Below are 24,810 nucleotides of genomic sequence, written 5' to 3'. Positions count from 1 at the left end.
ATTTAATATACCGAATAAAAAGTTTTGGAACATCCATAATAATTATTGGGCACACCACATTTTCAATGTTATCGGAAATTTGGTAAATTCCAGAGGCAGGAGAGGGAAAACATCCATGTTCCAAGATAACCTAGAGATTTTTATAAAGGAAAAGTTTAAGGGATTAAGTGATTTTTCCTTCCTTGAAATGAATGAGTATAAAATATTTTTTATATCATCTTTGGTTAAAAAAGAAGACGTAAATAAATACGTAATAGAACACTTGCTTGAAGAAAATTCAAATCAAGTCGTTAAGTTTCCCGTCACTAATATCGAAAAAGATTCCTCATCAGAAAAAGCACAAGAAAAAATTTTGAGAGGGAATATTATTGTCAGTAAAAAAAATGAACCATTCTTTTTATCGATTAGTCTCCCCTCAGATGTAGGGCGAAGCATTGAATCGTCTGATCAAGAATTTTCCCTTTATACATCTTTAGAAAGTTTTACAGAACAACTTGAACTTAATCTTACTCTTGTTAGAAGATATCTACCCACAGCCGAATTGAAATCAGAGATATTTGAAGTGGGGAAAATATCAAAAAGCAAAATAGCACTATTGCAAATTGAAGGATCAGTCAATAAAGATGAGATTGAGTTTATGAAAGAGAAAATTAAGAACGTAGACGAAAAATTGATTATCAATTCTGCATTTTTGGGTCGTAGACTAGAAAACTCACCTTTTAGCAGTTTTCCGCAATTCCAGGTTTCAGACAGACCAGACTTGATCAGTCTTGCCCTTACTTCAGGAAAGATTGTTATAATCATTGACCAAAACCCATTTGCTCTTATTGGTCCAGTTTCTTTTTTAGATTTCTTTGAATCCACAGAAGACTATATATATATTGCTCGAACCGCATTTCTAATTCGAATTCTTAGATTGACTGGCTATATATTGTCTATCATGCTTGTGCCCTTATATGTTGCAGTTACCACTCATGAATATGAAGCCCTTCCGCTTGAACTATTATTTATCATTATTGAGAGCAGATCCGATGTCCCTTTTACTCCTTTTTGGGAGTCGGTACTTATGCTTCTTACTTTAGAGATTTTAAAGGAAGCAAGTAAAAGGATGCCTGCGAAGACAGGAAACACACTCGGAGTAGTTGGAGGTATCATCATTGGCGATGCAGCCATCCAGGCAGGGATTGCAAGTAATGTACTTGTGGTAATAATAGGGATAACGGCAGTCTCTTCATTTGTTACTCCCAATTATTTAATGGGTGTTTCATCAAAAATTTTACGGTTATTATTTCTCTTATTATCATTTCAATTTGGTTTATATGGAGTAATAATCGGTTTTTGTTTTTTGATTATCCATTTGAACTCAATTTATTCAATGAATAAACCGTACTTGATGGCAGATTCTTAAGAAAAGATTTTGGAGAGGGTTAATGATGAAATATCAATACTTTTTTAAACCTTTAAACCATACAAAGACTGCATCTCCTCCTATTAAGGGGTGGATTTTGGTTTTTGTCGTAAACCGTCTCCAAGTAGGGTACACAGTGTTATTATTACCAACTCAATTAGTACGTGGAGATCATTACTGGATTATCATCTTGGCGTTTATCATTTCACAGATAAACATGTATTTGATAAGTAAATGGTTAAATCCTAGTAATCATTCGGAATCCATAAAGCTTAAATCCTTACTCCCCAAACCCATCCTTTACCCACTCGTCCTTATCGGTATACCAATGTTGCTTATCAAATTTTCAGTGATAATAATTGGGTATACAAAGATCATTCAAATTTATTTATTACCGGAACAAAGGCAATACATTATATTGATTGTGTTATTAGCTGTTATTGCATATTTAACATCAAAAGGGGTTCATCAAATAACCAAGTTTTCTTTTTTTGCCTTTCTTTTTTCAGGTTGGATCGTCTTTGCTTATATACAATTTTTCTTTTCACCTAATGTATCATTCAGAGAATTATTTCCGTTAATCGGCGATTTTAATGCCGATAAAGATCTCCATAGTATCCTATATGTGTTATCTGCGTTTTCAGGTCCAGAGCTCCTATTGTTTATGAAAAATCGGATAAAAGATGATGGAAAGATATATAAATATTTAACCATTGGGAACACTGTTACCTTTATAGAATATTCACTGTTATTTATACTAGCCGTTCTCTTTTACGGTTCAGATTATTTGAATAAGGTAGAGTATCCACTCGTAACCATGGCAAGGTACATACACACTCCCTTCATTGACCGTCTTGAAATGTTTATTATTCCTTTCTTTTCATTTCCATTGATATTCTCATTATCGCTTGTGAATTTTTATATATTTAAAGGGATGCAGTATTCATTAAGGCTCAAGGAAAACAATATTACCTTTTTTTCCTTTCTCGTATTTATTGCTTGTATCATACTTTTTGTTCAAAGTAACTATTGGGTGGAAAGTTTCCAGGAGAGAGTATGGATTTCATGCTATATCTATATTACAGCCATTGCATATTTACTTCTTCCACTGGGATTTTTTATCATAAAAAGGATGAAAAAATCATGAGAAAATTATCGTGTATTATCATTTGCATACTAAGTGTTTTTTTGACATCTTGTGCTGATAATCCTAACAATATAGTAGAAGACATTGCACCCTCTATTTTGTACTACTTTGAAAAAGGTGAGAATGAAAAGTATCAAGTGTCAACGATGGTACCACCAGTAAAGGATGAAAAAAGAGTGGTTTTATCAACAGAAGATACTCTGTTAAAAGATGTCAAAAAGAAATTAAATTATCAATACTTTCGGGATGTGAAGGAAGGTCAATTAAGATTAGTCTTTTTCAATGAAGACCTAGCCAAAGATGAAGGAATTAGAGAAATTATAAATGTTCTTTATATGGATCCCGCTATCTCCGATCGACTTTTTTTAGGGATCGTTAAAGGTGATTTTATAAACCTTCTTTATCAAAATGAGTTAACGGATTACTTTCTTTTCAAAGAAATGAAACATAATGAAAAGGGGGGAATCATGACTGTAACGGACATGCACCAATATTTGAAAGCAGTTAATTCGGAGTTTGCTGATCCATACATACCCTATTATTCAATGGAAGGAGAAGATCTGCACTATAATGGGGTTGCTCTCATGAAAAACCATAAAATAGTGCAAAAATTAACTATATTAGAATCAAGTTTATTTGAAATACTTTTAGATAATAAACAATATCAAGATGTTATTCCACTTGAAAAATTGCAAGTCAGTATCGGAATCGTCCATAATAAGCTGAAACTTATAATGAATGAATCAAATAAAACAGTTGATTTGAAAATTGTACTTAACGGGATTATTAGCGAGTACCAGGGAGAAAGGGATTTATCTAACGTAAAAGAACAAAAAAAGTTAAAGAAGGAAATTACAAATGAAATTCATAAACAAACATTAGGTTTATTAAAATCTTTTCAAGACCAAAATATAGACCCACTGCAATTAGGGTTATTTACTAAAAGGGCATTTTCACAAACTTATCATGGAAATGAGTGGAAGGAAGCTTGGCCCCAATATAACATTAAATTAAAAATTGATTTAAATATTAAAGATTATGGAACTTACCAACAAGAGGAAACGGAAGGAATTAACAAGGGGTAGCATCAGAAAATGAACGTTTTCGGTAGGTAGATGCTGACTTTATTAGAGGAAAAGAATTAAGAGGAAGAGCGTTCCTTGTGAACAAGAAATGGTATCCAATTTAAAACACTGCACCCCAAATGTTAGATGTGTCTAACATTTGGGGGCAGCTCAATTTCTGAAAAGCTCCGTTTGTTCAATCTGGTTAACTTTTTTCCATGACTGCAAAGTAATTTTCTTCATTATCGGCAAAGTTAAATACCCTACCAGAAGGCATATTTACAATTTCACCGACTTTGATATTTTTATTGGATAAATCGGTATATAATTCATCAAAGTTATCCGAGAAAAACATTAAGGATGGTGTACCAAGATTTAATCCAGGTGACATTTTAGCAACGAATTCCTTATTATGCAGAATGATGCTTGTTTCTGTGTCCTTTGTTGGAGCCATTTCAATCCATCTCATTCCTTGACCGTTATCTTCATCGGAAATTAGGCTAAACCCCACTTTTTCTGTCCAGAAGTTTAATGCCTCATCTTGGTTATTTACATACAACATAATTTGACCGACTTTACTAATCATTGATTCTTCCACTCCCTTGTAATAAGTAATTACCGAACTCCATGCTCTAACCATTACTATTGGTCAGGTTTGTCTCCGTGCCCGTGATATTCTTATTTCAACTGCTGAAGAATTTCTTCTAGGCGGTCCCAAGTTTCGGTGATTCCTTGCATCATTCCCATGTCCATAACGGTCAGTTTCACATTAGTTTGGATTTTTTTCACTCTATGGTTTTCATAAAGAATTTTTTCCCAGCCTCATTATTATAGACCACGTTTAAATATTTTCCTACTAAATATGAAAGGTAAAGAATAGAGGGAAAACAATCCATCCTTCAGAACTGCCTTTTATTTATGTTCTCATAGGACACATTATGAGAAAGGAGAGATATCGATGGAAAACGTAACGTATAGAGAATCATGGTTCGGTAATATAAAAGGCGATATTTTATCGGGATTAGTGGTTGCACTGGCTTTAATTCCGGAAGCGATTGCCTTTTCTATTATCGCTGGCGTGGATCCAATGGTTGGACTGTATGCTTCGTTCACAATGGCCATAACAATCGCATTTGTAGGTGGAAGGCCAGGTATGATCTCGGCTGCAACGGGAGCCATGGCTTTGTTATTCATTGATTTGATTGCAGAGCATGGAATTCAATATTTATTGGCTGCAACAATCTTAACAGGTATTATTCAAATCCTTTTTGGTCTATTTAAATTAGCCAGATATATGAAATTCATCCCTAGGTCTGTCATGGTTGGTTTCGTAAATGCATTAGCCATATTGATCTTCACCTCTCAGTTACAACATTTTGAAGGTGAAGGATGGATTATTTATTTGTTGGTAGGATTGACGCTTGTCATCATTTACATCTTTCCGTATTTAACAAGGGCTGTTCCTTCTACTTTGGTGGCGATAGTGGCTATAACTGCTTTAGCCATCTATATGAATGTCGGGGTTCGTCGGGTAGGGGATATGGGGGAAATCACTCAATCATTACCAGACTTCTTCGTCCCTAACATTCCCTTATCTTTAGAAACATTGATGATTATAATTCCTTATTCCTTGGCTTTAGCTGTAGTCGGATTACTTGAATCATTATTAACAGCTACAATCGTTGATGATATGACGGCCACAACCAGTAATAAAAACCAAGAAAGTACAGGACAAGGAATTGCGAATATCGTTACAGGTTTTTTTGGAGGAATGGCAGGGTGTGCGATGATTGGTCAATCGGTCATCAATGTGAAGTCTGGTGGAAGAGGTAGATTATCCTCTTTCGTTGCTGGTGTATTTTTGATGTTTTTAATCGTGGTACTTGGGGAAATTGTGGTCCAAATTCCGATGGCAGCTTTAGCGGGTGTCATGATCATGGTTTCCATTAGCACATTTGATTGGAACTCATTAAGAACCCTTCATTTAGTCCCACGAAGTGATGCTGCTGTGATGGTTATCACCGTATTAACTGTTATCCTGACCCATAATCTAGCTATCGGGGTCTTCACAGGAATTCTGTTAAGCGCAATCTTCTTTGTTTCTAAAATATCTCAAATCCGTGTTGAGAGTGAATTAAAAGGAACGAAAAGGGTATACCGAATTAATGGAGAACTTTTCTTTGCATCCGTTACAGATTTATTGACCAAATTCGATTATGCAGAAGTGATAGATCGTGTTGAATTAGATCTCGCCAGGGCTCACATTTGGGATGACTCCGCAGTAGCCGCCATTGACAAAATTGTGTACAAGTTTGAAGAAAATAAAATAACCGTTAATGTAAAAGGGTTAAACGAAGATAGTACAGAATTAGTTAATAAGCTTGCGAATAAACTAGGCTCACATTAAGGGGGGAAAGTATGTATAAAAAAATCCTGTTGGCTTCGGATGGTTCCGAGCATTCAAAACGTGCTGCTGAAAATGCAATCCACATAGCCAAATGCAGTCAAGGTTCTGCAGTAGATGTTGTATATGTCGTTGATCATGACAGAGCAAAATCAGATGTATTGAAAAATTGGAATTCAAATGAATTGGGAGATTCCCGAGTAGAGCGTTTGAAAACGGTTGAGAAAATCGCAAAAGAAGCTGGAGTAACATATAAGCTGACAATTTTGCATGGAGAACCTGGTCCGATCATTGTTGATTATATTAATAAGAACCAATTTGATATCGCAATTATTGGCAGCAGAGGGTTAAATGGCCTTCAAGAGTTTGTGTTGGGAAGTGTCAGTCATAAGGTAGCAAAACGTGCAAATTGCCCTGTTTTAATCGTGAAATAAGCAAAAGAGGCTGCACCGCTTTGGGTGGGACAGATTCCACAGGGGCAGTTCCCATGTGCCTGGGAGCCGGTGGACGGACCTGTCCCACTGGCTTCTAAAAAGTTGGTTCATTTTATATAAAATTTGAGTGTAGGAGTAAAAGTCCCTGGCTGAGTTGGGCAAAGTAAAACTGACCCGCGGCAACCGCCACGGGCCAGACACAATTTCTTACGTCTTCGGAAACGTAAATCCTTCCCCAAACACATCTCTCACGTCATGAACAACGACAAAGGCTTTCTCATCAATTTGCTGGATCATCTTCTTTAAGAGGAACAGTTCCTGCTTATTGATCACCACATACAAGATATCCTTTGACTCTTTCGAATAGTGACCTTTTGCATTAATGACGGTAACCCCCCGGTCCATTTCGTCACTCACTTTTTCTGCGATGGCGGCGGTGTGCTCGGAAATGATCGTGACAGCCTTTCTTGTATCAAAACCATCAATCAAGTAATCCAGGATCTTCGTACTGATATAGATGGATATTCCTGTGTACATCGTATTCTCTACCCCGATGACAAACGATGAACCAAGAACGACAATAATATCGAACACGAACATCGAGGTACTGACAGCCCAGCCAAAATGCTGGTTAAGCATGCGGGCAATGATGGTTGATCCGCCAGTGGTCCCCCCTGAACGCAACACAATCCCCAGCCCGAGACCGATGAAAACACCGGCAAAGACCGTCCCAAGCATGATGTCGACAGAATGGCCCATGCCTTCTGTCAAATGGATAAAGAGGGAGCTAAAGAAGATCGCAAGCATGGTATACCATGTCACTCGTTTATTTAGCACTTTATAACCGATTGCTAAGAGGATTCCGTTCATCACGAAGTTAGAGATACCAGGTGACCATCCAAATACATAATAAAGGGTCATGGAAATACCCGTAACGCCGCCTTCCCCAAGCTCGTTCGGGATTGCAAATAAGTTAACCCCAAGGGCAAAGAAAAGGGACCCTATAATAATTAACGTAATTTCTTTCACAGTCGTATTCATTTCATCACTCCGTTCTATTTGAATACTAGGATACTATAGCACAGGGCAACTGCATGAGGAAGCACTGTTTTTTTTATTTTTGTTGCAAATGCAACAAAAATAAGGTAGATTTTAACTATATTATTTACTAAAAATAAGGAGTTCATTATGAAAGGAATTCTTCGTGAAATTGGAATGATTGCAAGGGCGCTTGATTCGATCAGTAATATAGAATTTAAGGAATATGACCTGACAAAAGGGCAGTATTTGTACTTTGTGCGCATATGTGAAAACCCGGGGATCATTCAAGAAAAGGTAGCTGAGATGATAAAAGTAGACCGGACAACAGCAGCTCGTGCGATAAAAAAATTACAAATCAATGGTTTTATTGAAAAGAAAGAAGACGATCAGAACAAAAAAATTAAAAAACTCTTTCCAACAGAGAAAGGGAAGACGGTCTATCCTTTGGTAAAAAGGGAAAATGATCATTCCGATCTCATGGCATTAGAGGGGTTTTCCGATAGTGAAGTGGAAACGATTTTCCACCTTCTTCAAAGAGTAAGGGCAAATGTCGAAAAAGACTGGGAATATGTCAAAAAGGGAAATAAGAGACAGTATTGATGAGAGGAGCCGCTTATGACGATCACGTTGAAGAAATGTACCCTTGAAGATGCACGCATCCTTCAAGAAATTAGTTATGACACATTTAATGAGACCTTTAAGCATCAGAATACACCGGAAAATATTGAGAGCTATTTGGATAAGGCTTTTAACTTAAAACAAGTTGAAAAGGAAATTTCCACTCATTCCTCACACTTCTTTTTTGTGTACGTTCATCATGAAGTCGCCGGTTATTTAAAAGTGAATACCGATGAGGCACAGTCTGAAGAAATGGGGGATGAATCACTCGAAATCGAGAGGATTTATATAAAGAACACTTTTCAAAAACATGGTCTTGGCAAATATCTTCTGCATAAAGCGATTGATATGGCCCGGGAACATCACCTAAAGAAAATCTGGCTTGGCGTATGGGAAAAGAATGAAAACGCCATTGCCTTTTATAAGAAAATGGGGTTTGTTCAAACGGGATCCCACTCTTTTTATATGGGGGATGAAGAGCAAACGGATTTGATTATGACCAAAACACTCCTATAACATTTCTGAAAGGTGGATCATTATGTATATTCCAAATGACTTTAAGGTAACAGATGAATCGGTGACTTACGGAATCATAAACGAACACAGTTTTGCGACTCTTTTTTCTCAACACAATGGAAGGCCGGTTGCCACACATTTACCGCTGCTATTAAGCAAGGAGAATACGCACTTATATGGCCACTTTGCCCGTCCGAATCCTCAGTGGAAAGAGATTGAAAATCAAACCGTTTTGGCTGTTTTCCATGGTCCTCATTGTTATGTCTCCCCATCCTGGTACGAGACGAATCAAGCAGTCCCAACATGGAACTACGTGTCCGTTCATGTGTATGGAGAAGTCGAGCTTATAAAGGACGAAAATGAGCTGATCGGTTCCTTACATGAGATGGTATCGAAATATGAAGCTCCAGACGGTTCATACCGACTACAGGATGTAGATGCTAAGTTTCTCGCTGGTATGAGCAAGGGAGTGCAAGGGTTCAAAATCAAAATCAATCATATCGAAGGAAAAGCGAAGTTAAGTCAAAATCATTCATTACAACGACAAGAGCGGGTTATCAATCATCTTCAACAAATTCCCAATACAGATGAGCAACGGATTGCCTCATTAATGAAGGAAAATCTTAAGAAGTGATGGTTTTCGGTTAGTGCATAAACCTGCGTATAGTAGATTTAAGAATGTAAAAAATTTCCTAGAAGATTGATAGGGGGCTTCTATACATCTATGAAAAAAATATTTGGTCTGATGATCACGGGCGTTTGGGTAACTTTATTTTTCTACTTTTTTAACATGATGATGCCTAGAGGTATTTTATACTTATTCATTTCGGTTCCTGTTATCTTGGTTACGTCCTTATTCATTTTAAGGAAATCGGGCTTTGAGATGTAATGGTTTAGGAAGAAGGGACCAGACCCCAGGTACGCTGGCAAATCAATGAATCAGTAGTAAAGGAATGAATGGAAGGAGATAGTTGAATTCTACCTTCATTCAGAGGTAAAGCAGAGTTGGTTGAGTGTACCGATTCATCTTGCCAGTAGACAGAACGATTATTTATGATTATATATAAAATGACATCTCTCATACATTATAGAAGAGGTGGATAGAAGAAAGGGAGGGTTAGGGTGGATAGAAGTAATCAGGTGATTTGTGATAAACGATCGTATTCTAGAGACATTCAATCTCATCAACATGATTTTGGTCAATTTTTGTTTCCATTGCAGGGTTCCTTAGACATCAAGACGAACATGCAGGAATTCAACCTCACTTCAGAATATTGCTTTTATCTTCCGCCTCTGTATAGTCATGATTTTCGTTCTACTGATCGGAATGAATTCCTCACCCTGGATATTCCTGAGCATTTTTTACCGGGTGATACGGAAAGTATGTATGTCCGGTTGGATGAATCGTGGGCTTCGATTCGTTTTTTACTGTTAGAAGAGTCCAAGAATAAGAGAGGATCTTCGGATGCTCTAAAGGATTTAACCCGATATGTGACACATAAATTAAAAACAAATCCTTTTGCTTCAATTGAGTATATTCATCATCATTATAAGGAGTCCTTGAGCTTGGATACTTTAGCTGCTATCGAACATTATCATCCTGTTTATTATTCCGCATGGTTTAAGCGGAAAACAGGTAAAAGCCCCAAGATGTATATTACGGAATTACGGCTGCAGGAAGCGAAGCAATTGTTAATGACGACCTCCTGGAGTATGTCGGCTATAAGCGAAGAAATAGGCTTTGAAAACTCATCATCCTTTACCAGATGGTTTGTGAAGTGGGAAGGAACCACTCCCCAGACGTACAGAATGATTAAAAATGGATAAAAGGTCGCTTAAACCCGGTAAAGAGAAACGATACGCTTTCTTCTACAATGAGGGTAAGTTCTTTTTATTGGGGTGAATCGTATGCAAGAAAAGTTGGCTCCCTTTTTGGTTTTACTTGCCGCCATATTATGGGGTACCACCGGAACCGCTCAGGCACTCGCTCCAGAGGCTGCGCACCCGGTCGTGATTGGGGCTGTGCGTTTAGCTCTGGGTGGTATTCCTTTATTCATGATCGTTCTGTTACTGGGGAAGTTGAACCTTAGACATTGGCCCATCAAGGAAACGTTCCTGGCTGCCCTTTGCATGGCCTGTTATCAACCTCTCTTTTTCTCAGCCGTCACCATGACGGGAGTGGCCATTGGAACCGTGATCGCGATTGGCAGTGCGCCTATTTTATCGGGTATGATTGAATGGTTTTTTTTGAAAAAAAGTCCAGGGAGGGTATGGTGGTACTCTACGGTCCTATCTGTGATTGGATGCTTAATGATTTTTGTCAATAAAGAGTCCATGAATGTAGATCCATATGGAATCGTGATGGCTTTGGGGGCAGGATTATCCTTTGCAAGTTACACCTTTGTCAGTGGGAAATTAGTTGGGAGACATTCTCCCATCGTGATCGTGGCAGTCGTATTTTCCATCAGTGCTATCATCTTATCACCATTGTTATTCCTCTATGACATTTCGTGGATCACGGAGGGGAATGGTTTCGCCGTAAGCCTCCATCTTGGAATCGTCGCAACTGGATTTGCTTATTTTCTGTTTGCAATAGGTCTTATTCACCTTCCGTCTTCCACGGCCGTTACCCTTTCATTAGGAGAACCCCTGACGGCTGCATTGTTGGGCGTATTCTTGATCGGTGAACACTTAGCTCTCACTTCGTGGATAGGGATTGGTTTATTGTTAATAGGGATTGGGATGTTGATTCTGAAGTCGGAAGAGAGTAAAAAAGGGGCCAGACCCCCGGTACGCTAAAGTGGTAGTGTATCAGGGGTCAGGCCTTTTATTTAAGGGGATGTTTGAACATTTCCTTACAGAGTTTCTATAATTATGAAACTCCTTTGTTTTTGCCAGTTTGTTTGGAAACTACAAGAAACCAAATCATTGCTGGAATAAGGACAAGTGAAATAATTCCCCCACCTATCGAAAGGGTGGGATAACTTGAGAAAGCAACGATGACTCCTGATAGAACACCGCCGGCAGCACCGGATAAGGCTACGAATACGTCCACCGTTCCTTGGGTTTTTGCCCGGGTAGCAGGATCTGTCGAGTCGACAAGAATGGCTGTGCCGCTGATCAATCCGAAGTTCCAGCCAAGTCCAAGAAGTGCGAGTGCAATGGCAAGAATCAGGATTGAATCGGTTGGTGCCATCGCTGCCAGGATTCCGGAAGCAAGAAGCGTAAGGGCAGATGCAAGAACCATGGGCATCCGCCCGACTTTATCAACAAGGACCCCGGTAACCAGTGAAGGAAGGTACATCGCACCGATGTGAATGCCGATAATTAGACCGATGGCCGATAGCCCATGTCCATGATGGCCCATGTGGACAGGAGTCATGGTCATGACGGCGACCATGACGATTTGAGTCAAGATCATGACTGTCGCCCCTAGGAAAATGCCCCGTTTGTTTCTTTCGGACGAAGTGATCACTTCAGTGGCAAAGCCGCCATCCTTTGTTTTCAGTGGTGTCGAAAGAGCTCTCGCCACCATATATGGGTCTGGGCGCATAAAGATAAAGATGACAATCCCGGCAAGGGTGTATGCAGCAAATGCCAGAATGAATGGTCCGCCAAGAGGTGGAATACCGATTGATTCGGCGAAAATGCCCATCACATCAACCAAGTTAGGACCGGCGACGGCACCGAATGTGGTCGAAACCATGGCAAAACTGACAGCAGTGGCTCTTTGTGAAGGTTTTGCCAAGTCTGTGCCTGCATAGCGCGTCTGCAAGTTAGTGGCAGTACCCGCTCCATAGATCAGGAGGGAGAAGAAAAGAAGGATAATCGAATTGGATACAGCCGCAGCGACGGTCCCCATTGCACCGATCCCTCCGATCAAGAAACCGGCAGAAAGACCAATTCGTCTTCCATACCGCTGGGACAGCCGTCCAACAAAGAGGGCAGCCCCGGCTGAACCCAGAGTGAACAGGGCAACCGGCATGCCTGAGAAGCTGTCCGTCCCCAGCATATCCTGAGCGAGAAGCGCCCCTACCGTTATACCTGCAGCAAGCCCTGCGCCTCCAAAAATTTGAGCGATCATGATGATCATCAACGTTCGTTTATATAGAACCTGTTGATGTTCGAAAGAGTCCCTACATCTTGTAATGGCTTCTTCATTATTTGTAAAACCAGAATTCTTCTTCATCTGTTATCCATCCTATTCATTAGTGAGAGGTTATTCAAATTGATAGTTGATTCGTTTATCAATCTCTTATTCTCCTAAAGAAATTATAGGAGTCTACTCTTAGTATATACCATTGCAGGTATGTTAGGGAGAACAAAACAACCGGCTTTCGCCGGCCGTTTATCACTCTCATTAACTCTTCTGAGCATTCATCGCTTCCGATTCTTCCTTACTCGGACCATAAACTCCAGGTACCTTCAAACCAGCCTGTCTCATAAGAACCGTCAACTGTCCACGGTGATGAGCCTGGTGCTGAATAAGCAAGCGGAATACGGCTTGCACCGACATGTCCATCCCGAATAGATTCACCATTTCGTTCATCTTTTCATCCGAAACCTGTTCAGAAACGGCTTCTGAAAGACGCGCACTTACGATTTTATACGTTTCGCTGATTTCTGAGGCTGATGTTGGTGCTACTTTCCGAAGATCCGGAACCTCAAAGGTGATGCCGAGCTGAGCAGGGAAGTAATAAGTGGCTCCCGTGACGTGCCAGGCGACACTTCCAATGCTGTACAGATCAGGTGCAACTTCTTGCTTCAATGACTCATCCGTCAGGGCATCCAGCACCTTTTGGGTTACGGCGGCTTCTTGTTTCCATTCTTGTAAGAAATCATTTACTGTTGTGAACATGGCAATTCCTCCCTTAATGTAATCAACATCATTGTAGCATGTTGAATGATCATGACGCCTCTTTTATGGACTGAAGTTTTTCGACAATTGAATAACCCAAACAAACCGCGACGGCTGAGCCAGTCGCGGTTTTCACACTGAAAACTAGATTACTCTGAAACGAGCAGTTTCGTATTACAACTGATAAACTCCTCAATCCAATGAGGACTAACGTGCTGATCCGTGACAATATAATCGATCTTTTCAAGTGGGGCGATCCGGACGGTGACTTCTTTGCCGAATTTGGTGTGGTCCGCTGCCACATAGACTTCTTTCGAGAGCTCGATGATTTTTTTCCTTGTGACGGCTTCTTCAAGGTTATAATCCGATATGCCTCGCTCGGTCGTGATTCCACTCGCGCAAATAAAGGCTTTCAGAATGTTTAACTCATCGAAATTAAAAATATAATCATAAGCGACGACGGAGCTTTCATGTCTTCTGATTTTTCCGCCGATAATGATGAGTTCGACTTCACTGTTGATGAGCTCCGTGATGACAGGCAGTGAATTGGTCACGACGGTCAGGTTTTTTCTGTTCTTGATGGCTTTTGCCAATTGATAGGTCGTGGAGCCGCTGTCGATGTATATGCAATCTCCCTCTCGAATCTGTTCATTGCATAGGCGGGCGATGCTTTCCTTTTCTTCCAGGTGGCTGACCATTCGATCAGCCATCGCGGATTCCCCTGTGTCAGCTTCGACTAATTTGATCCCTCCATAAATCTTCTCGATCTCTCTATTTTCAGAAAGGATGTTTAAGTCTCTCCTAAGTGTATCAATGGATATGCCTAACTCTTCCGTAAGTTCTGCGTGCTTTAGTACCTTCTTTTCTTTTAATAAGTCAATGATTCTTTGACGTCTTTCCAGTGGAAACATAACCTCACCCATTCTGAATTGTTACTTGTAGTGTAAGCGTACTGGTGGAATCTTTCAATGTTGATTATGTAAAAATATGAAAACATCTCTGTTAATATATGCAAAAGTTAATTAAAAGTTACGTAAGATATGTGCGATTTTTACATAACGTTTACATAAAGCGTGCCGTCTATTTACACGAAGTTTTTATACTGAGGGTGTGATTAAGGAGGTGACGAGTTTGCTTACATTACATGGAGTTCGCAAACAATTCGATAAAAAAGTCGTGTTAGAGGATATCACGATTGACATTAACCAAGGGGAAATCGTTTCGCTTCTGGGTCCGAGCGGAAGCGGGAAAACAACGTTGCTCAACATCATCCTTGGACTGACAAACATGGATGATGGACGAATCTTGTTCAACAATCAGGACGTTTCACATGTTTCCATGAAAAAGCGTGGATTCAACATCGTTTTTCAGGATTATGCGTTATTTCCAAATTTGAACGCCTATCAAAATATCGTGTATGGCCTTAAAAATCAGAAAACGAAAATCTCAGAGGCAGAACTGCAGGAATACATAGACTTTCTGGAGCTTGAGCCCCATTTAGAAAAACGCATCGGCGAGTTGTCAGGCGGTCAGAAGCAAAGAGTCGCTCTTGCACGGACATTGGTGACCAGGCCGAAAGTGCTGTTACTCGATGAACCGCTCAGTGCACTGGATGGCGTGATCAAGGAGTCCATCAAGGACCGGATTAAGTCGATCGCGAAAGAATTGGGGCTCACGACGATCATCGTAACCCATGATCCCGAGGAAGCACTGACGCTTTCCGATAAAATTCTCATTATTAATGAAGGAAAGGTCGCCCAGTATGGGACACCTAAGGAAATTATCCAACAGCCAGAGGATGAGTTCGTCCGGGAGTTCATTTTAAAACAATTACAAATTAAGCGAAACAATATTTATGCCCTGTTTGGTGATAGCCATGATTAAAGTGAAACCGGAAATGAGGATCATCTTTTACGCGGCAGTAGGACTGTTTCTGATCTTTTTGGTCCTGCCTCTCATGGTCTTACTGATGAAGTCCCTGGAAAGTGGTCAGGGTTTCACGTTCTCGACATATCTCGATGCCTTATCGAATGAGGACATTTTTACCGCGATCGGGAACAGCTTTAAAGTATCGGCTGTAACCGCATTGATCACAACGGTCCTGGCGTTTATGATGGCCTACTCGATCAATGCGACGAGAATTCATCCAGCCTTCAAGGGAGTGCTGAAAACGGGCATACTCCTGCCCATGCTGCTTCCGACCATTACATACGGGTTTGCCATTATGTACTCATTCGGAAATCAAGGGCTGTTTTCGAAGCTGTTTGGCTCACCGCTCTTTGATATGTATGGCTTTAACGGGCTGCTCATCGGTTATGTAATCTACACATTGCCGCCGGCGTTTCTGGTCATTCATAATTCGTTTCAGTACATTGACAAGAAATTCATCATCGTCTCGAAGCTGATGGGGGACAACACGCTTCGAAGCTTTATGAATACGATTATCCGTCCGCTGTGGGGAACGCTCGGAGGGGCCTTTGTCCTTTCGTTCATTCTGAGCTTTACAGACTTCGGGATTCCCGCTTCCATCGGCGGAACGTATACGGTGGTCGCGACCCTGTTGTATCAGGTGATGCTCGGAGCGATCCCGGACTTCAATCAAGGGGCCGTCATCGCCGTACTGATGCTGCTGCCGGCTGTCCTTGGGATCTTGCTCCTTCGCTATTTGGAGAAATTGAATTTTCACTATGACAAGGTGACGGATACCGAGCTGATGCGAAACCGATGGAGGGACACGGTCCTTGGATCACTGGCTTTTCTCATCCTGACTGGGATGGTCGCGACGTTTGCAATTATGTTCATTGCTCCGTTCCTGAAGCAGTACCCGTTCAACAATACATTTACCTGGGAGCATATCATCGACACGTTCAGCTCTAATGATTTAACGGGGGTCTATAAGAATTCTCTTTACGTTTCGGTACTGACCGCGATACTCGGAACCATTGTTGCCTATGGAGCGGCCCTGATCAATGGAAGGACAGCCGTGAAAGGGAAATCCGTCATGGACGGGATTGCGATGGTGACGAATACGGTTCCTGGGATGGTGCTGGGACTGTCTTATCTGCTTCTATTCAATGGGACGAGCTTTAAAGGCACCTTTGCCATATTGATCTTCTGTAATTTGATTCACTTTTTCACCACCCCTTATTTGATGGCGAAGCATTCTCTGTCGAAGATGAATCCAGGCTGGGAAACGACGGGGGAGCTCCTCGGGGACAGCTGGTTCAAAACCGTGCGCCGGGTCATCATTCCGAACTCAGCCACGACCATTCTTGAAATGGCGAGCTACTATTTCATCAACTCGATGGTCACCATCAGCGGAATCATCTTTCTGATTACGGCCGAAACGTCTTTGGTCTCGAGTAAAATCCAGCAGCTTCAGCACTTTGCGAAGTTTAACGAGATCTTTGTCCTGTCCCTGCTGATTTTCGGGACCAATCTGATCGTCAAACTGCTGCTTGGATACTGGCAAAAGAGGGCATCACTTCAAACGTTTTAAAAAGGTGGCGGCCCATAATAGCGGACGCAAACCTTGAATATAAAAAATCAATTCAAGAGGGAGAGAAGAACATGATAAATAAAATGAAAAAAAGGTTCCTACACTTAATGGTGGTTCTATGTGTTGCAACACTGGCAGCATGCGGAAGTTCAGCATCAGGAGAAGAAGAAAAAGTGGTGATCGCAACGAACGGGGATGATGAAGCGGTAGAAGCGATGGAAACCGCATTGAAAGACGCAGGCTATGAAGGGAAATATGTCCTTCAATCCCTCGGAACATCTGAATTGGGTGGAAAGCTTTTAGTAGAGGGAGAGAAAACGGATGCAGATTTGATTACGATGAGTTCCTACTATATTGAAAGTGCTCAGAAAAAGTATGACATGTTTGCTGATTTAACGTTCGAACCGAAGGCATTGGACTCTGCTCCAGCCTACTATACTCCGATTCTATCGAATACAGGATCCATTTTTGTCAACACGGAAATCCTGAAGCAAAAAGGCTTAGAGATGCCTACGTCCATCAAGGGCTTGGTAAAACCGGAATACAAAGATCTCGTATCAATTCCAAACATTATGGATTCTTCCACAGGTTGGCTCCTCGTCCAATCGATCATTAGCGAATATGGTGAAGAAGAAGGAAAAGAGATTCTAAAACAATTGATTGCGAATGTCGGACCGCATCTTGAAAGCTCAGGCTCCGGTCCCATCAAGAAGGTACAGGCAGGCGAGGTCGCCGTTGGATTCGGACTCCGTCACCAGGCAGTCGCCGCTAAGGAAAATGGAGAGCCCATCGACTTTGTCGACCCGAAAGAAGGGAACTTCTCGTTAACTGAATCGGTAGCGGTCGTGAAAAAGGACGAAGCGACAACAGAGCTTGCACAGGAAATGGCGAAGGTCATCATTGAAGACGGCCGAGAAGAGTTAATAGAGTCCTATCCTGTAGCGCTCTATGAAGGTGAAACTGTATCTGAGAGCAATAAACCGGCCCATTCGAAGACATTCTCAGAGCCATTGACCGTCGATTTGTTGAAAAAACATCAGGATTTCTTTAAATCTGCTAAATAAGGAAAGGAGAGGTATGGTATGAATACGTATAAGCTATTAACACCAGGTCCCTTAACGACTTCAAGCACGGTCAAAGAGAAGATGCTCGTTGACCGCTGTACGTGGGATCAAGACTATAAGGTTATCACTCAAAAAATACGAGCTCAGCTCCTTGATTTGGGCGGATGTTCGAACGAAGACTACACGATTGTCCTGATGCAGGGAAGCGGCACATTTGCGGTGGAGTCCGTCATGATGAGCGCCATCTCCGAGCAGGATAAGCCACTCTTGATCACCAATGGTGCGTACGGGGAGCGGATTGTCAAAATGGCTGAGGCCATCGGAATGACATTCAGCAAGTACAGTGTGGAGTATGATGAAGTCCCGAAAGAAAAAGAGATTCGGAGATTACTAGAGTTAGACTCAGAGATTACCCATATCGTGATTGTGCATTGTGAAACAACGACTGGAATCTTAAATCCATTAGAGATGATCTCATCTGTATCGAGGGAATATGGGAAAACCCTCATCATTGATGCCATGAGCAGCTTCGGTGGAATCCCGATCAACTTACCGGAGCTTGAGATTGACTACTTAATCAGCTCTGCCAATAAATGCATCCAGGGCGTACCCGGCTTCGGCTTCATCATTGCGAGACGCGATAAGCTGATGACTTGTGCGGGAAACAGCAAAAGTCTGTCACTCGATTTATATGATCAGTGGAGGGGGATGGATGAGGACGGAAAATGGAGATTCACGTCACCGACCCACGTCGTTGCAGCCTTCTCACAAGCGATCGATGAACTGCTGGAGGAAGGCGGCATTTCCGTCAGGTTTGAACGGTACCAAACGAATAATAGGAGTTTAAGAGAAAAGTTAAATCAGATCGGCTTTGAATCCTATATTACAGACGAGCTTCAGTCACCGATCATCACATCATTTGTGTATCCGTCGGACGCCTTTGATTTCGAAGACTTCTACAGCTATGTAAAAGAAAGAGGCTATGTGATTTATCCCGGGAAACTGACGGAAGTGAATACCTTTAGAATCGGCAATATTGGTGAAATCTATGAAGACGATATTCAAAATCTTTGCGATGTTATCGCAGAATATATGGGAGATGAGACGGAATGAATAGAATAGAAGCTGTCATTTTTGACTGGGCAGGAACGACTGTAGACTATGGATGTTTTGCCCCGGTAAAGGTGGTTATGGATATCTTCAAGCAGGCGGGTATCGAGGTGACCATGGAGGAAGCGCGTGCACCGATGGGAATGCTGAAGATCGATCATATCAGGGAGATGCTGTCCATGCCGAGAATTTCCCGTCTGTGGGAAGATGAGCATGGCCAACCGTTTGGGGAAGAGGATGTAGAAGCTCTTCATTCAACCTTCGAAACGACTCTATTAACGAACCTGGCAAACTACACGGATCCGATTCCACATGTCATTGACACAGTGGAAAACCTCCGAGAAATGGGGCTGAAGATTGGCTCCACAACGGGCTATACAGGTTCCATGATGAAAATCGTCGTGCCACATGCAGAGAAGAAAGGGTATCGACCGGATTTCTATATCACGGCGGACGACACAAACTCGTTCGGCCGGCCGTTCCCATATATGATCTTCCGGAACATGGAGGCTCTGCAGCTGACGGCCCAGTGGAAGGTTGTAAAAGTCGGGGACACGGTATCTGATATGAAAGAAGGTGTCAATGCGGGAGTCTGGACCGTGGGTGTGATCGAAGGGAGTTCGGAAATGGGGCTGACTCAAGAGGAGCTTGATAGTCTTTCAGAGACGGAGAAGGACCAGATCCGAGCCAAAGTGGAGCAGGTTTTTTATACGAACGGTGCTGACTTTACGATCCGAACGATGAAGGAACTGCCGGAGCTGATTGAGAGAATCGACGAGAAGATCGCACAAGGAAAGAGGCCGTATGTGCAAGAACGAATTGAAGCGTGAGGGAGATATAAACAAGAGTTCCTTGCGTTCACAGTGGAATGAGCGATTATCCGGGCAAAGTACCGCACTCCTTCAGGAGGATGAACGGTCATTTTTAAAGCAATCAATGTCGACTCCTTGCCTCGAGGCGGTGGCAGATGCGGAAGGTTGCTATATCACGGATGTGAATGGAAAGAAGTATCTGGACTTCCATGGAAACAGCCTTCATCAGATCGGTTACAAAAACCCGTATGTCGTGGAGGCGGTCAAAAGGCAACTCGAGGAGCTGCCGTTTATCCCAAGGCGGTTCACAGCCGACATCACGATTCGAGCAGCCCAGGCACTCGTGAACAAGACGACGTCAAAAGATTACCGGGTCCTGTTTACGCCATCAGGAAGTGCAGCTGTTGGACTCGCTCTTAAAATCGCCCGCAAGGCGACAGGTCGCCACAAGGTCATCTCTATGTGGGAATCGTTCCATGGAGCAGGACTTGATACGATTTCAGTAGGCGGGGAATATGTGTTCAAGAAGGACATGGGCCCACTCATGCCAGGAGTACTGAAAGGGATTCCGTATAATGGCTACCGCAATCTCATAAACAGTGAATCTCCTGAAGAGATTGCGTCCTTTTGCCTCAGGTATCTGGAATACATGATTGAAAACGAAGGGGACATCGGCGCGATCTTACTCGAGCCGATCCGGGCAACCGATACGCATATCCCACCGCGCAGCTATTTCAAAGGACTGCGGAGGATCTGTGATCAACATGGCATCCTCTTAATCTTTGATGAAATCCCGACCGCCCTATACCGTAGCGGAAACTTTTACGTCCATCAGCAGTTTGGCGTCGAACCGGACCTTCTTGTTTTAGGGAAAGGCCTGGGAGGAGGAATCATCCCGCAGGCTGCGGTCCTTGCCAAAACGGAGTACGATTGTGCCGGAGATATCTCCCTTGGGCATTATACACATGAAAAACCGGCACTCGGAAGCGCGGCCATCTTAGCCACGATCGACTATATCGACGATCATAAGCTCGGGGAGCGGTGCCAGGCACTTTCTGCGTTTGTGCGTGACGAGCTGAACAGGCTTGCTGAGCGTCATGAATGCATCGGGGACGTACGGATTGCAGGACTCATGATCTCGATTGAACTGGTGAAGGACCGGGGAACGAAGGAAAAACACGATGATTTAGCCGAGCGCGTCTTGTATTACTGCCTGGAAAGAGGATTGTCGTTTAAGATTTCGGGTGGGAATTGTATGACGTGGCATCCTCCGCTTGTTGTGACGGAGGAGGAGTTGGGATTTGCAGTTGGTTTGATTGATGAGTCGCTGGAAAAATTAGTATGAAAAATTGGGGAAGCAAGTAGAACACGCATGACGGTTCTCTTGCTTTTTTTTTCATAAAGAGGAAGCATCAGATCCCTCCCCTTGCACTTGAAAAGTGAGACAGGAAGCTCACTCTTCGTCAAGGATTAGTCATAAAGTCACGTTTGTTAGGTAAAGAGGTTTCGTTCATTGCCAAATGTGGTAAAAAAGAACGGTGAATATTTTCCTTTTTTTGTAATGATCTCACTTCTAAATAGAATGATGGAAAAAAGGGTGGTACTATATCTTTAGTGGAATAATCTGTAAGGGAGATGCCGGTATGGGACTCTATAATGACTTGAGTTACATTCAAAGTGTGATTCTTTCCCGATCGAGCGATATTCAGGAAAGGATTTCTCGGTTGAGGGAAGCAAAAAGCGCCATTCTGAATGAGCAAAGTCAACTTCTAAATGAAATGAAGCAAATCCAGCAGCCGGAATTACATAAAAATTGGATGGGTCCGAGGTCCGATGATTATCATGAGGAACGAGATTCTGCGTTTCAAGCGATGAGGCAAATAGGACATGAAAACTATGACGAATACGTCAGTTCCATAGAATCAAAGATTCATTATTTGGAAGCGCAACAAGGGGTTATTAGCTTCTACGGCAATCTGGCCAATGACGCAGAATATTTACTGTCTAAGGGTGAAGATTTTTATGATCAGGTTTCCCATAAAATCAGTGATTTGAGAGGGAGGTTATTTTAAATGAATGTGATCCCGGGATCTGGCGGTGGATCAGCGCAACAAATAAAGCTCAACCATACTGCGGTCATGGCGAAACTGAATGAAGCGAACAACTCCCTGGAACGGCTTCAGCTTAAGCCGCCCGCACAGGAGCAGTTGGGAAGGAACAAGCTGAATTATACAGATGCATGGATTCAGCGTGAACAGAACATTCAATTGTTATTGAAGGAATATATCGCCACAGTGGAAAAGAATATTGAAGATACCAAAGTAAATGTAGAAGCTTTAAAACAACAGGATGAAGCCATAACAAGATCCTGATAGAAAGGCAGACGCGACCATTGAAAGTATATGAAGCCCTCACTTTACTCGACGCAATGTCATCACGTCGACATGAATATGAGGCATTAAGAGACCAACTTCTTACACTTAAAAGCTCTTTTCAAGCCATTGTGGAACTTGACGATGAATTCCAGGGAAAGGGTGCCGATGCCATGAAAGGCTTCTACGGCGCTCAAATCGATGTCGTTGAGATTTGGATTCAACTTGCTGAAAGTAACATTGCTTTCTTCAATGGCATTCAAGGTGACGCAGAAGGGCGCAACCTTAGCGGGGAAACGGTGGAACTCCCATTTCTGGAGGAAGATCTTCATCAAAGCGAAAGACGTTCAGGTGAAATGATCGCTGCACAGCAACAGGAACTCCAAAGAATCCTCAATCGTATAAGCGACATCCATCCGCTGAATGTCTTTTCGCGGGATCGATTCGATACCCATATGCAAGAGGCAAGGAGGCAGCGGGAGGATACACTTGACTCCGTTAATCAATTTGATGAAGAATTAAAAAGGGAATATCAACATTTAGAGGTCAGCGAACAGATACTCTCAGGGCTGATGAGGGAATTGATGGAATCGTCCAGGCAAGGGAATCGCATATCACCGCTCTATTTCAACGCGGCAGCCTATTACTCCAGTGATGCCTATCAGCTGACGGACGACATCACAGCACAGACCGACTCTTATTTAACATTCAAGGAATCACAATTACAGGCAAGAGAGCCCAAACCGATCCCGAAAGAAGATGTCAATGAAAACCCCATCACCGAATCCCTTAACAGTTTTAGAGAAATTGGACAGGATCTCTGGGCCGGGATGGAGAAAAGAAATGAAACCAAATTTGACTCCGTTTATGAGTTTGGAAACTATATTACGGCTGGCGGCCTTGATTTAGGCAAGGGCTTCGCGAGTGGCCTGAATGAACGCGCTGAAGTAGCAACCGACTCCGGCTCTGACTTTATCAACTACCTGACGATGGGTGGAATGGATCTATTCAACGGAGCAGTTAATCCAGAAGATACCTACTCAAAAGAACACTGGTTGAACAGCTTTGGCCTGGCAGCACTTCTTGTCGGTGGGGCGAAACCTGGGTTAAAAGTCAAAGGTGGCATGAATATATCAACTCCTGCACCTAAGACCGTTCCGAAAGTTTCGTTGACTCATAGATGGGATCAAATCCGGTTAGGGATTGATGATCTTTATTACCGGCCTATGATGGTTGCAGATAATGGGATGTTGGTTGGTGGAGAGCCTGGGTGGAGTAGGTTTTCTGTGGAGAGGACGGTTAAGGAGAGACAAATAGGTACCGGTGATAGGGTTGGTACTAAGGGTACGGGTAAAGATGTAGAAATTCCTTCAATTAGAAATAATGAATTTAATATGTGGTTTGATAGCTTATCAGTTGATGAATTTGACGAAATGTGGAGTGTACCTCATTTGAGAAGTAAGATAGAAGATAGGATTAGGCGTCCAGGGGGTTATCATGAGTGGCACCTTGTGGCAAGAACACCCAAATTTAAACAATGGGGTGTTAGTATGGACGATATAAAAGAAATGAGGTCCTTAACTAAAGATGTCGAATTTGTAAACCCTCCCGGACGTCATGGTAGGCGGGGTTCTACAAAAGCTCATAATGAAATTTTAAAAATTATTGATACTGCTCCCGATTATGAAAGCTTTGTTAAGAGGTTAAATGAATGGGCTAGTAATAGAATGAAAAATGGAGTTATGGATTTACCAGAAGGTCTAAGGAGGTAAAAAAATGAAAAACGATGTTTCTTTATGGTTGGGAAACTTCAGCAATTTTGATGAGCTAGAGAAATACACTGAAATAAAATATGATGAAGATGGTGATAGTATTCCTTCTGATTTTGAGAGAGATTTTAAATTAGGGTATTATGACAGAGACTTAATCGAAAAAGATTGGATACAGGATGCTGAAGATGATATAAAAGAGCTTCTAGTGGATTTTTCATATGATGATCAATTAATAAAGCAGTTTATGGATGTTAAGTTAAATTCGAAATATAATACCATTATTTTAATTTTTAACTATAATTATGATACAGATGGTAGAGCTGTAAATTCAATAAACAAAAATGCATACAAACTAGATTTTATAGGTACAGCAGAGTATATAGATTAAACTTGCTATTATACAGTTTAGAGTAAAGCACTTGAATGTCTAATAGGCAACTGGTGCTTTGTTTTTTGTGAAAAATTTTTGTTTCGGACAACATAGTTAATGCTTGTATGAAAGTAATAGCTCATGACTTCAGTAATGACTTTATCAACTACCTGACGATGGGTGGCATGGACCTCTTTAACGTTGCTCTGAACCCTGATGATGTCTATTCAAAGGAAAATTGGTTAAACAGCTTTGGCCTGGCAGCACTACTCGGCTATATTCGTGAAATTAGTCATTGAGGTGACGAGATGAACATTAGCA

At 41.9% G+C, this 24,810-nt stretch carries 26 protein-coding genes and 1 pseudogene; 21 read left to right on the top strand and 6 right to left on the bottom strand.

What is annotated here, in order from left to right; translation table 11 throughout:
• Positions 1-115 precede the first annotated feature (115 nt).
• From F0342_RS01005 to F0342_RS00995, 3 genes are read left to right on the top strand one after another with little or no spacing between them, the layout of a single operon-like run.
• Positions 116-1,408 carry a spore germination protein gene (locus F0342_RS01005; protein ID WP_188048351.1) on the top strand — a complete coding sequence of 431 codons (1,293 nt, stop codon included), beginning with the start codon at positions 116-118 and terminating at the stop codon, positions 1,406-1,408.
• A 22-nt stretch (positions 1,409-1,430) separates the two neighbouring features.
• Positions 1,431-2,555: a GerAB/ArcD/ProY family transporter gene (locus F0342_RS01000; protein ID WP_149154201.1), complete on the top strand. Its 1,125-nt coding sequence runs from the start codon at positions 1,431-1,433 to the stop codon at positions 2,553-2,555.
• Positions 2,552-3,640, top strand: coding sequence for a Ger(x)C family spore germination protein (locus F0342_RS00995; protein WP_188048350.1), 1,089 nt, complete (start codon positions 2,552-2,554; stop codon positions 3,638-3,640). Before F0342_RS01000 ends, F0342_RS00995 begins: the two co-directional genes overlap by 4 nt.
• Positions 3,641-3,824: 184 nt before the next feature.
• Here F0342_RS00995 and F0342_RS00990 read toward each other — a convergent pair whose 3' ends face one another.
• Both F0342_RS00990 and F0342_RS25795 read right to left on the bottom strand, forming a co-directional pair.
• Positions 3,825-4,205, bottom strand: a complete 381-nt coding sequence (locus F0342_RS00990; protein WP_149154199.1) for a VOC family protein — start codon at positions 4,203-4,205, stop codon at positions 3,825-3,827.
• Positions 4,206-4,297: 92 nt separating this feature from the next.
• A pseudogene (locus F0342_RS25795) lies at positions 4,298-4,381 on the bottom strand (SRPBCC family protein); the annotation flags it as partial.
• A gap of 196 nt (positions 4,382-4,577) precedes the next feature.
• Here F0342_RS25795 and F0342_RS00985 point away from each other — a divergent pair.
• Together F0342_RS00985 and F0342_RS00980 are read left to right on the top strand one after the other, a co-directional pair.
• Positions 4,578-6,026, top strand: a complete 1,449-nt coding sequence (locus F0342_RS00985) for a SulP family inorganic anion transporter (RefSeq protein ID WP_149154198.1) — start codon at positions 4,578-4,580, stop codon at positions 6,024-6,026.
• An 11-nt stretch (positions 6,027-6,037) separates the two neighbouring features.
• Positions 6,038-6,457, top strand: a complete 420-nt coding sequence (locus tag F0342_RS00980; protein WP_149154197.1) for a universal stress protein — start codon at positions 6,038-6,040, stop codon at positions 6,455-6,457.
• A gap of 207 nt (positions 6,458-6,664) precedes the next feature.
• Here F0342_RS00980 and F0342_RS00975 read toward each other — a convergent pair whose 3' ends face one another.
• The gene (locus F0342_RS00975) at positions 6,665-7,498 is read right to left on the bottom strand and encodes a YitT family protein (protein ID WP_149154196.1); all 834 of its coding nucleotides are present in this window, start codon (positions 7,496-7,498) and stop codon (positions 6,665-6,667) included.
• Positions 7,499-7,645: 147 nt separating this feature from the next.
• Here F0342_RS00975 and F0342_RS00970 point away from each other — a divergent pair, with 147 nt between their 5' ends.
• From F0342_RS00970 to F0342_RS00950, 5 genes are all read left to right on the top strand, one after another.
• Positions 7,646-8,098 carry a MarR family winged helix-turn-helix transcriptional regulator gene (locus F0342_RS00970; protein WP_149154195.1) on the top strand — a complete coding sequence of 151 codons (453 nt, stop codon included), beginning with the start codon at positions 7,646-7,648 and terminating at the stop codon, positions 8,096-8,098.
• Between the two features lie 15 nt (positions 8,099-8,113).
• Positions 8,114-8,632, top strand: coding sequence for a spermidine/spermine N(1)-acetyltransferase (gene paiA / locus F0342_RS00965; RefSeq protein ID WP_149154194.1), 519 nt, complete (start codon positions 8,114-8,116; stop codon positions 8,630-8,632).
• 22 nt (positions 8,633-8,654) lie between these two features.
• On the top strand, positions 8,655-9,266 hold the full coding sequence (locus F0342_RS00960) for an FMN-binding negative transcriptional regulator (RefSeq protein WP_149154193.1): 612 nt from the start codon (positions 8,655-8,657) through the stop codon (positions 9,264-9,266).
• Positions 9,267-9,754: 488 nt separating this feature from the next.
• Entirely contained in the window at positions 9,755-10,459 is a 705-nt protein-coding gene (locus F0342_RS00955; protein ID WP_149154192.1) for an AraC family transcriptional regulator, read from the top strand.
• A gap of 81 nt (positions 10,460-10,540) precedes the next feature.
• Positions 10,541-11,431 carry an EamA family transporter gene (locus tag F0342_RS00950; RefSeq protein WP_149154191.1) on the top strand — a complete coding sequence of 297 codons (891 nt, stop codon included), beginning with the start codon at positions 10,541-10,543 and terminating at the stop codon, positions 11,429-11,431.
• 73 nt (positions 11,432-11,504) lie between these two features.
• Here F0342_RS00950 and F0342_RS00945 read toward each other — a convergent pair whose 3' ends face one another.
• The 3 genes from F0342_RS00945 to F0342_RS00935 form a co-directional block, all read right to left on the bottom strand.
• Entirely contained in the window at positions 11,505-12,821 is a 1,317-nt protein-coding gene (locus F0342_RS00945; protein WP_149154190.1) for an MFS transporter, read from the bottom strand.
• 171 nt (positions 12,822-12,992) lie between these two features.
• The gene (locus F0342_RS00940; protein WP_149154189.1) at positions 12,993-13,490 is read right to left on the bottom strand and encodes a DinB family protein; all 498 of its coding nucleotides are present in this window, start codon (positions 13,488-13,490) and stop codon (positions 12,993-12,995) included.
• Between the two features lie 149 nt (positions 13,491-13,639).
• Positions 13,640-14,401 carry a DeoR/GlpR family DNA-binding transcription regulator gene (locus tag F0342_RS00935; protein WP_149154584.1) on the bottom strand — a complete coding sequence of 254 codons (762 nt, stop codon included), beginning with the start codon at positions 14,399-14,401 and terminating at the stop codon, positions 13,640-13,642.
• Between the two features lie 220 nt (positions 14,402-14,621).
• On the opposite strand from F0342_RS00935, the gene F0342_RS00930 reads away from it, so the two are divergent.
• The 11 genes from F0342_RS00930 to F0342_RS24590 all read left to right on the top strand — a co-directional run bounded on the left by F0342_RS00930 (position 14,622) and on the right by F0342_RS24590 (position 24,788).
• Positions 14,622-15,374, top strand: coding sequence for an ABC transporter ATP-binding protein (locus F0342_RS00930; protein ID WP_149154188.1), 753 nt, complete (start codon positions 14,622-14,624; stop codon positions 15,372-15,374).
• Positions 15,367-16,989: an ABC transporter permease subunit gene (locus F0342_RS00925; protein ID WP_149154187.1), complete on the top strand. Its 1,623-nt coding sequence runs from the start codon at positions 15,367-15,369 to the stop codon at positions 16,987-16,989. The genes F0342_RS00930 and F0342_RS00925 overlap by 8 nt, the downstream gene beginning before the upstream one ends.
• Positions 16,990-17,072: 83 nt before the next feature.
• Positions 17,073-18,053, top strand: coding sequence for an extracellular solute-binding protein (locus tag F0342_RS00920; protein ID WP_262481587.1), 981 nt, complete (start codon positions 17,073-17,075; stop codon positions 18,051-18,053).
• Positions 18,054-18,071: 18 nt separating this feature from the next.
• Positions 18,072-19,166, top strand: coding sequence for a 2-aminoethylphosphonate--pyruvate transaminase (gene phnW, locus F0342_RS00915; RefSeq protein WP_149154185.1), 1,095 nt, complete (start codon positions 18,072-18,074; stop codon positions 19,164-19,166).
• Complete coding sequence (gene phnX, locus F0342_RS00910) at positions 19,163-19,993, top strand: phosphonoacetaldehyde hydrolase (protein ID WP_149154184.1); 831 nt, start codon at positions 19,163-19,165, stop codon at positions 19,991-19,993. The genes phnW and phnX overlap by 4 nt, the downstream gene beginning before the upstream one ends.
• Positions 19,968-21,320: a (R)-1-hydroxy-2-aminoethylphosphonate ammonia-lyase gene (pbfA, locus tag F0342_RS00905; RefSeq protein WP_149154183.1), complete on the top strand. Its 1,353-nt coding sequence runs from the start codon at positions 19,968-19,970 to the stop codon at positions 21,318-21,320. Before phnX ends, pbfA begins: the two co-directional genes overlap by 26 nt.
• A 298-nt stretch (positions 21,321-21,618) precedes the next feature.
• Positions 21,619-22,047: a YwqH-like family protein gene (locus tag F0342_RS00900; protein ID WP_149154182.1), complete on the top strand. Its 429-nt coding sequence runs from the start codon at positions 21,619-21,621 to the stop codon at positions 22,045-22,047.
• Positions 22,048-22,347, top strand: a complete 300-nt coding sequence (locus F0342_RS00895) for a DUF5344 family protein (RefSeq protein WP_149154181.1) — start codon at positions 22,048-22,050, stop codon at positions 22,345-22,347.
• Between the two features lie 20 nt (positions 22,348-22,367).
• Positions 22,368-24,119 (top strand): ribonuclease YeeF family protein, encoded by a 1,752-nt coding sequence (locus F0342_RS00890; RefSeq protein WP_262481586.1) that lies wholly within the window; start codon positions 22,368-22,370, stop codon positions 24,117-24,119.
• A 4-nt stretch (positions 24,120-24,123) separates the two neighbouring features.
• Complete coding sequence (locus F0342_RS00885; RefSeq protein ID WP_149154179.1) at positions 24,124-24,507, top strand: immunity 22 family protein; 384 nt, start codon at positions 24,124-24,126, stop codon at positions 24,505-24,507.
• Between the two features lie 107 nt (positions 24,508-24,614).
• Positions 24,615-24,788: a hypothetical protein gene (locus tag F0342_RS24590; protein ID WP_188048349.1), complete on the top strand. Its 174-nt coding sequence runs from the start codon at positions 24,615-24,617 to the stop codon at positions 24,786-24,788.
• Positions 24,789-24,810: the final 22 nt, after the last annotated feature.

Origin of the sequence: Bacillus sp. CH30_1T (assembly GCF_008364765.1) — a bacterium.
In the GTDB taxonomy this organism is placed as follows: Bacteria; Bacillota; Bacilli; order Bacillales; family Bacillaceae_B; genus Rossellomorea.
This window is presented reverse-complemented; position numbering and strand designations above follow the sequence as displayed.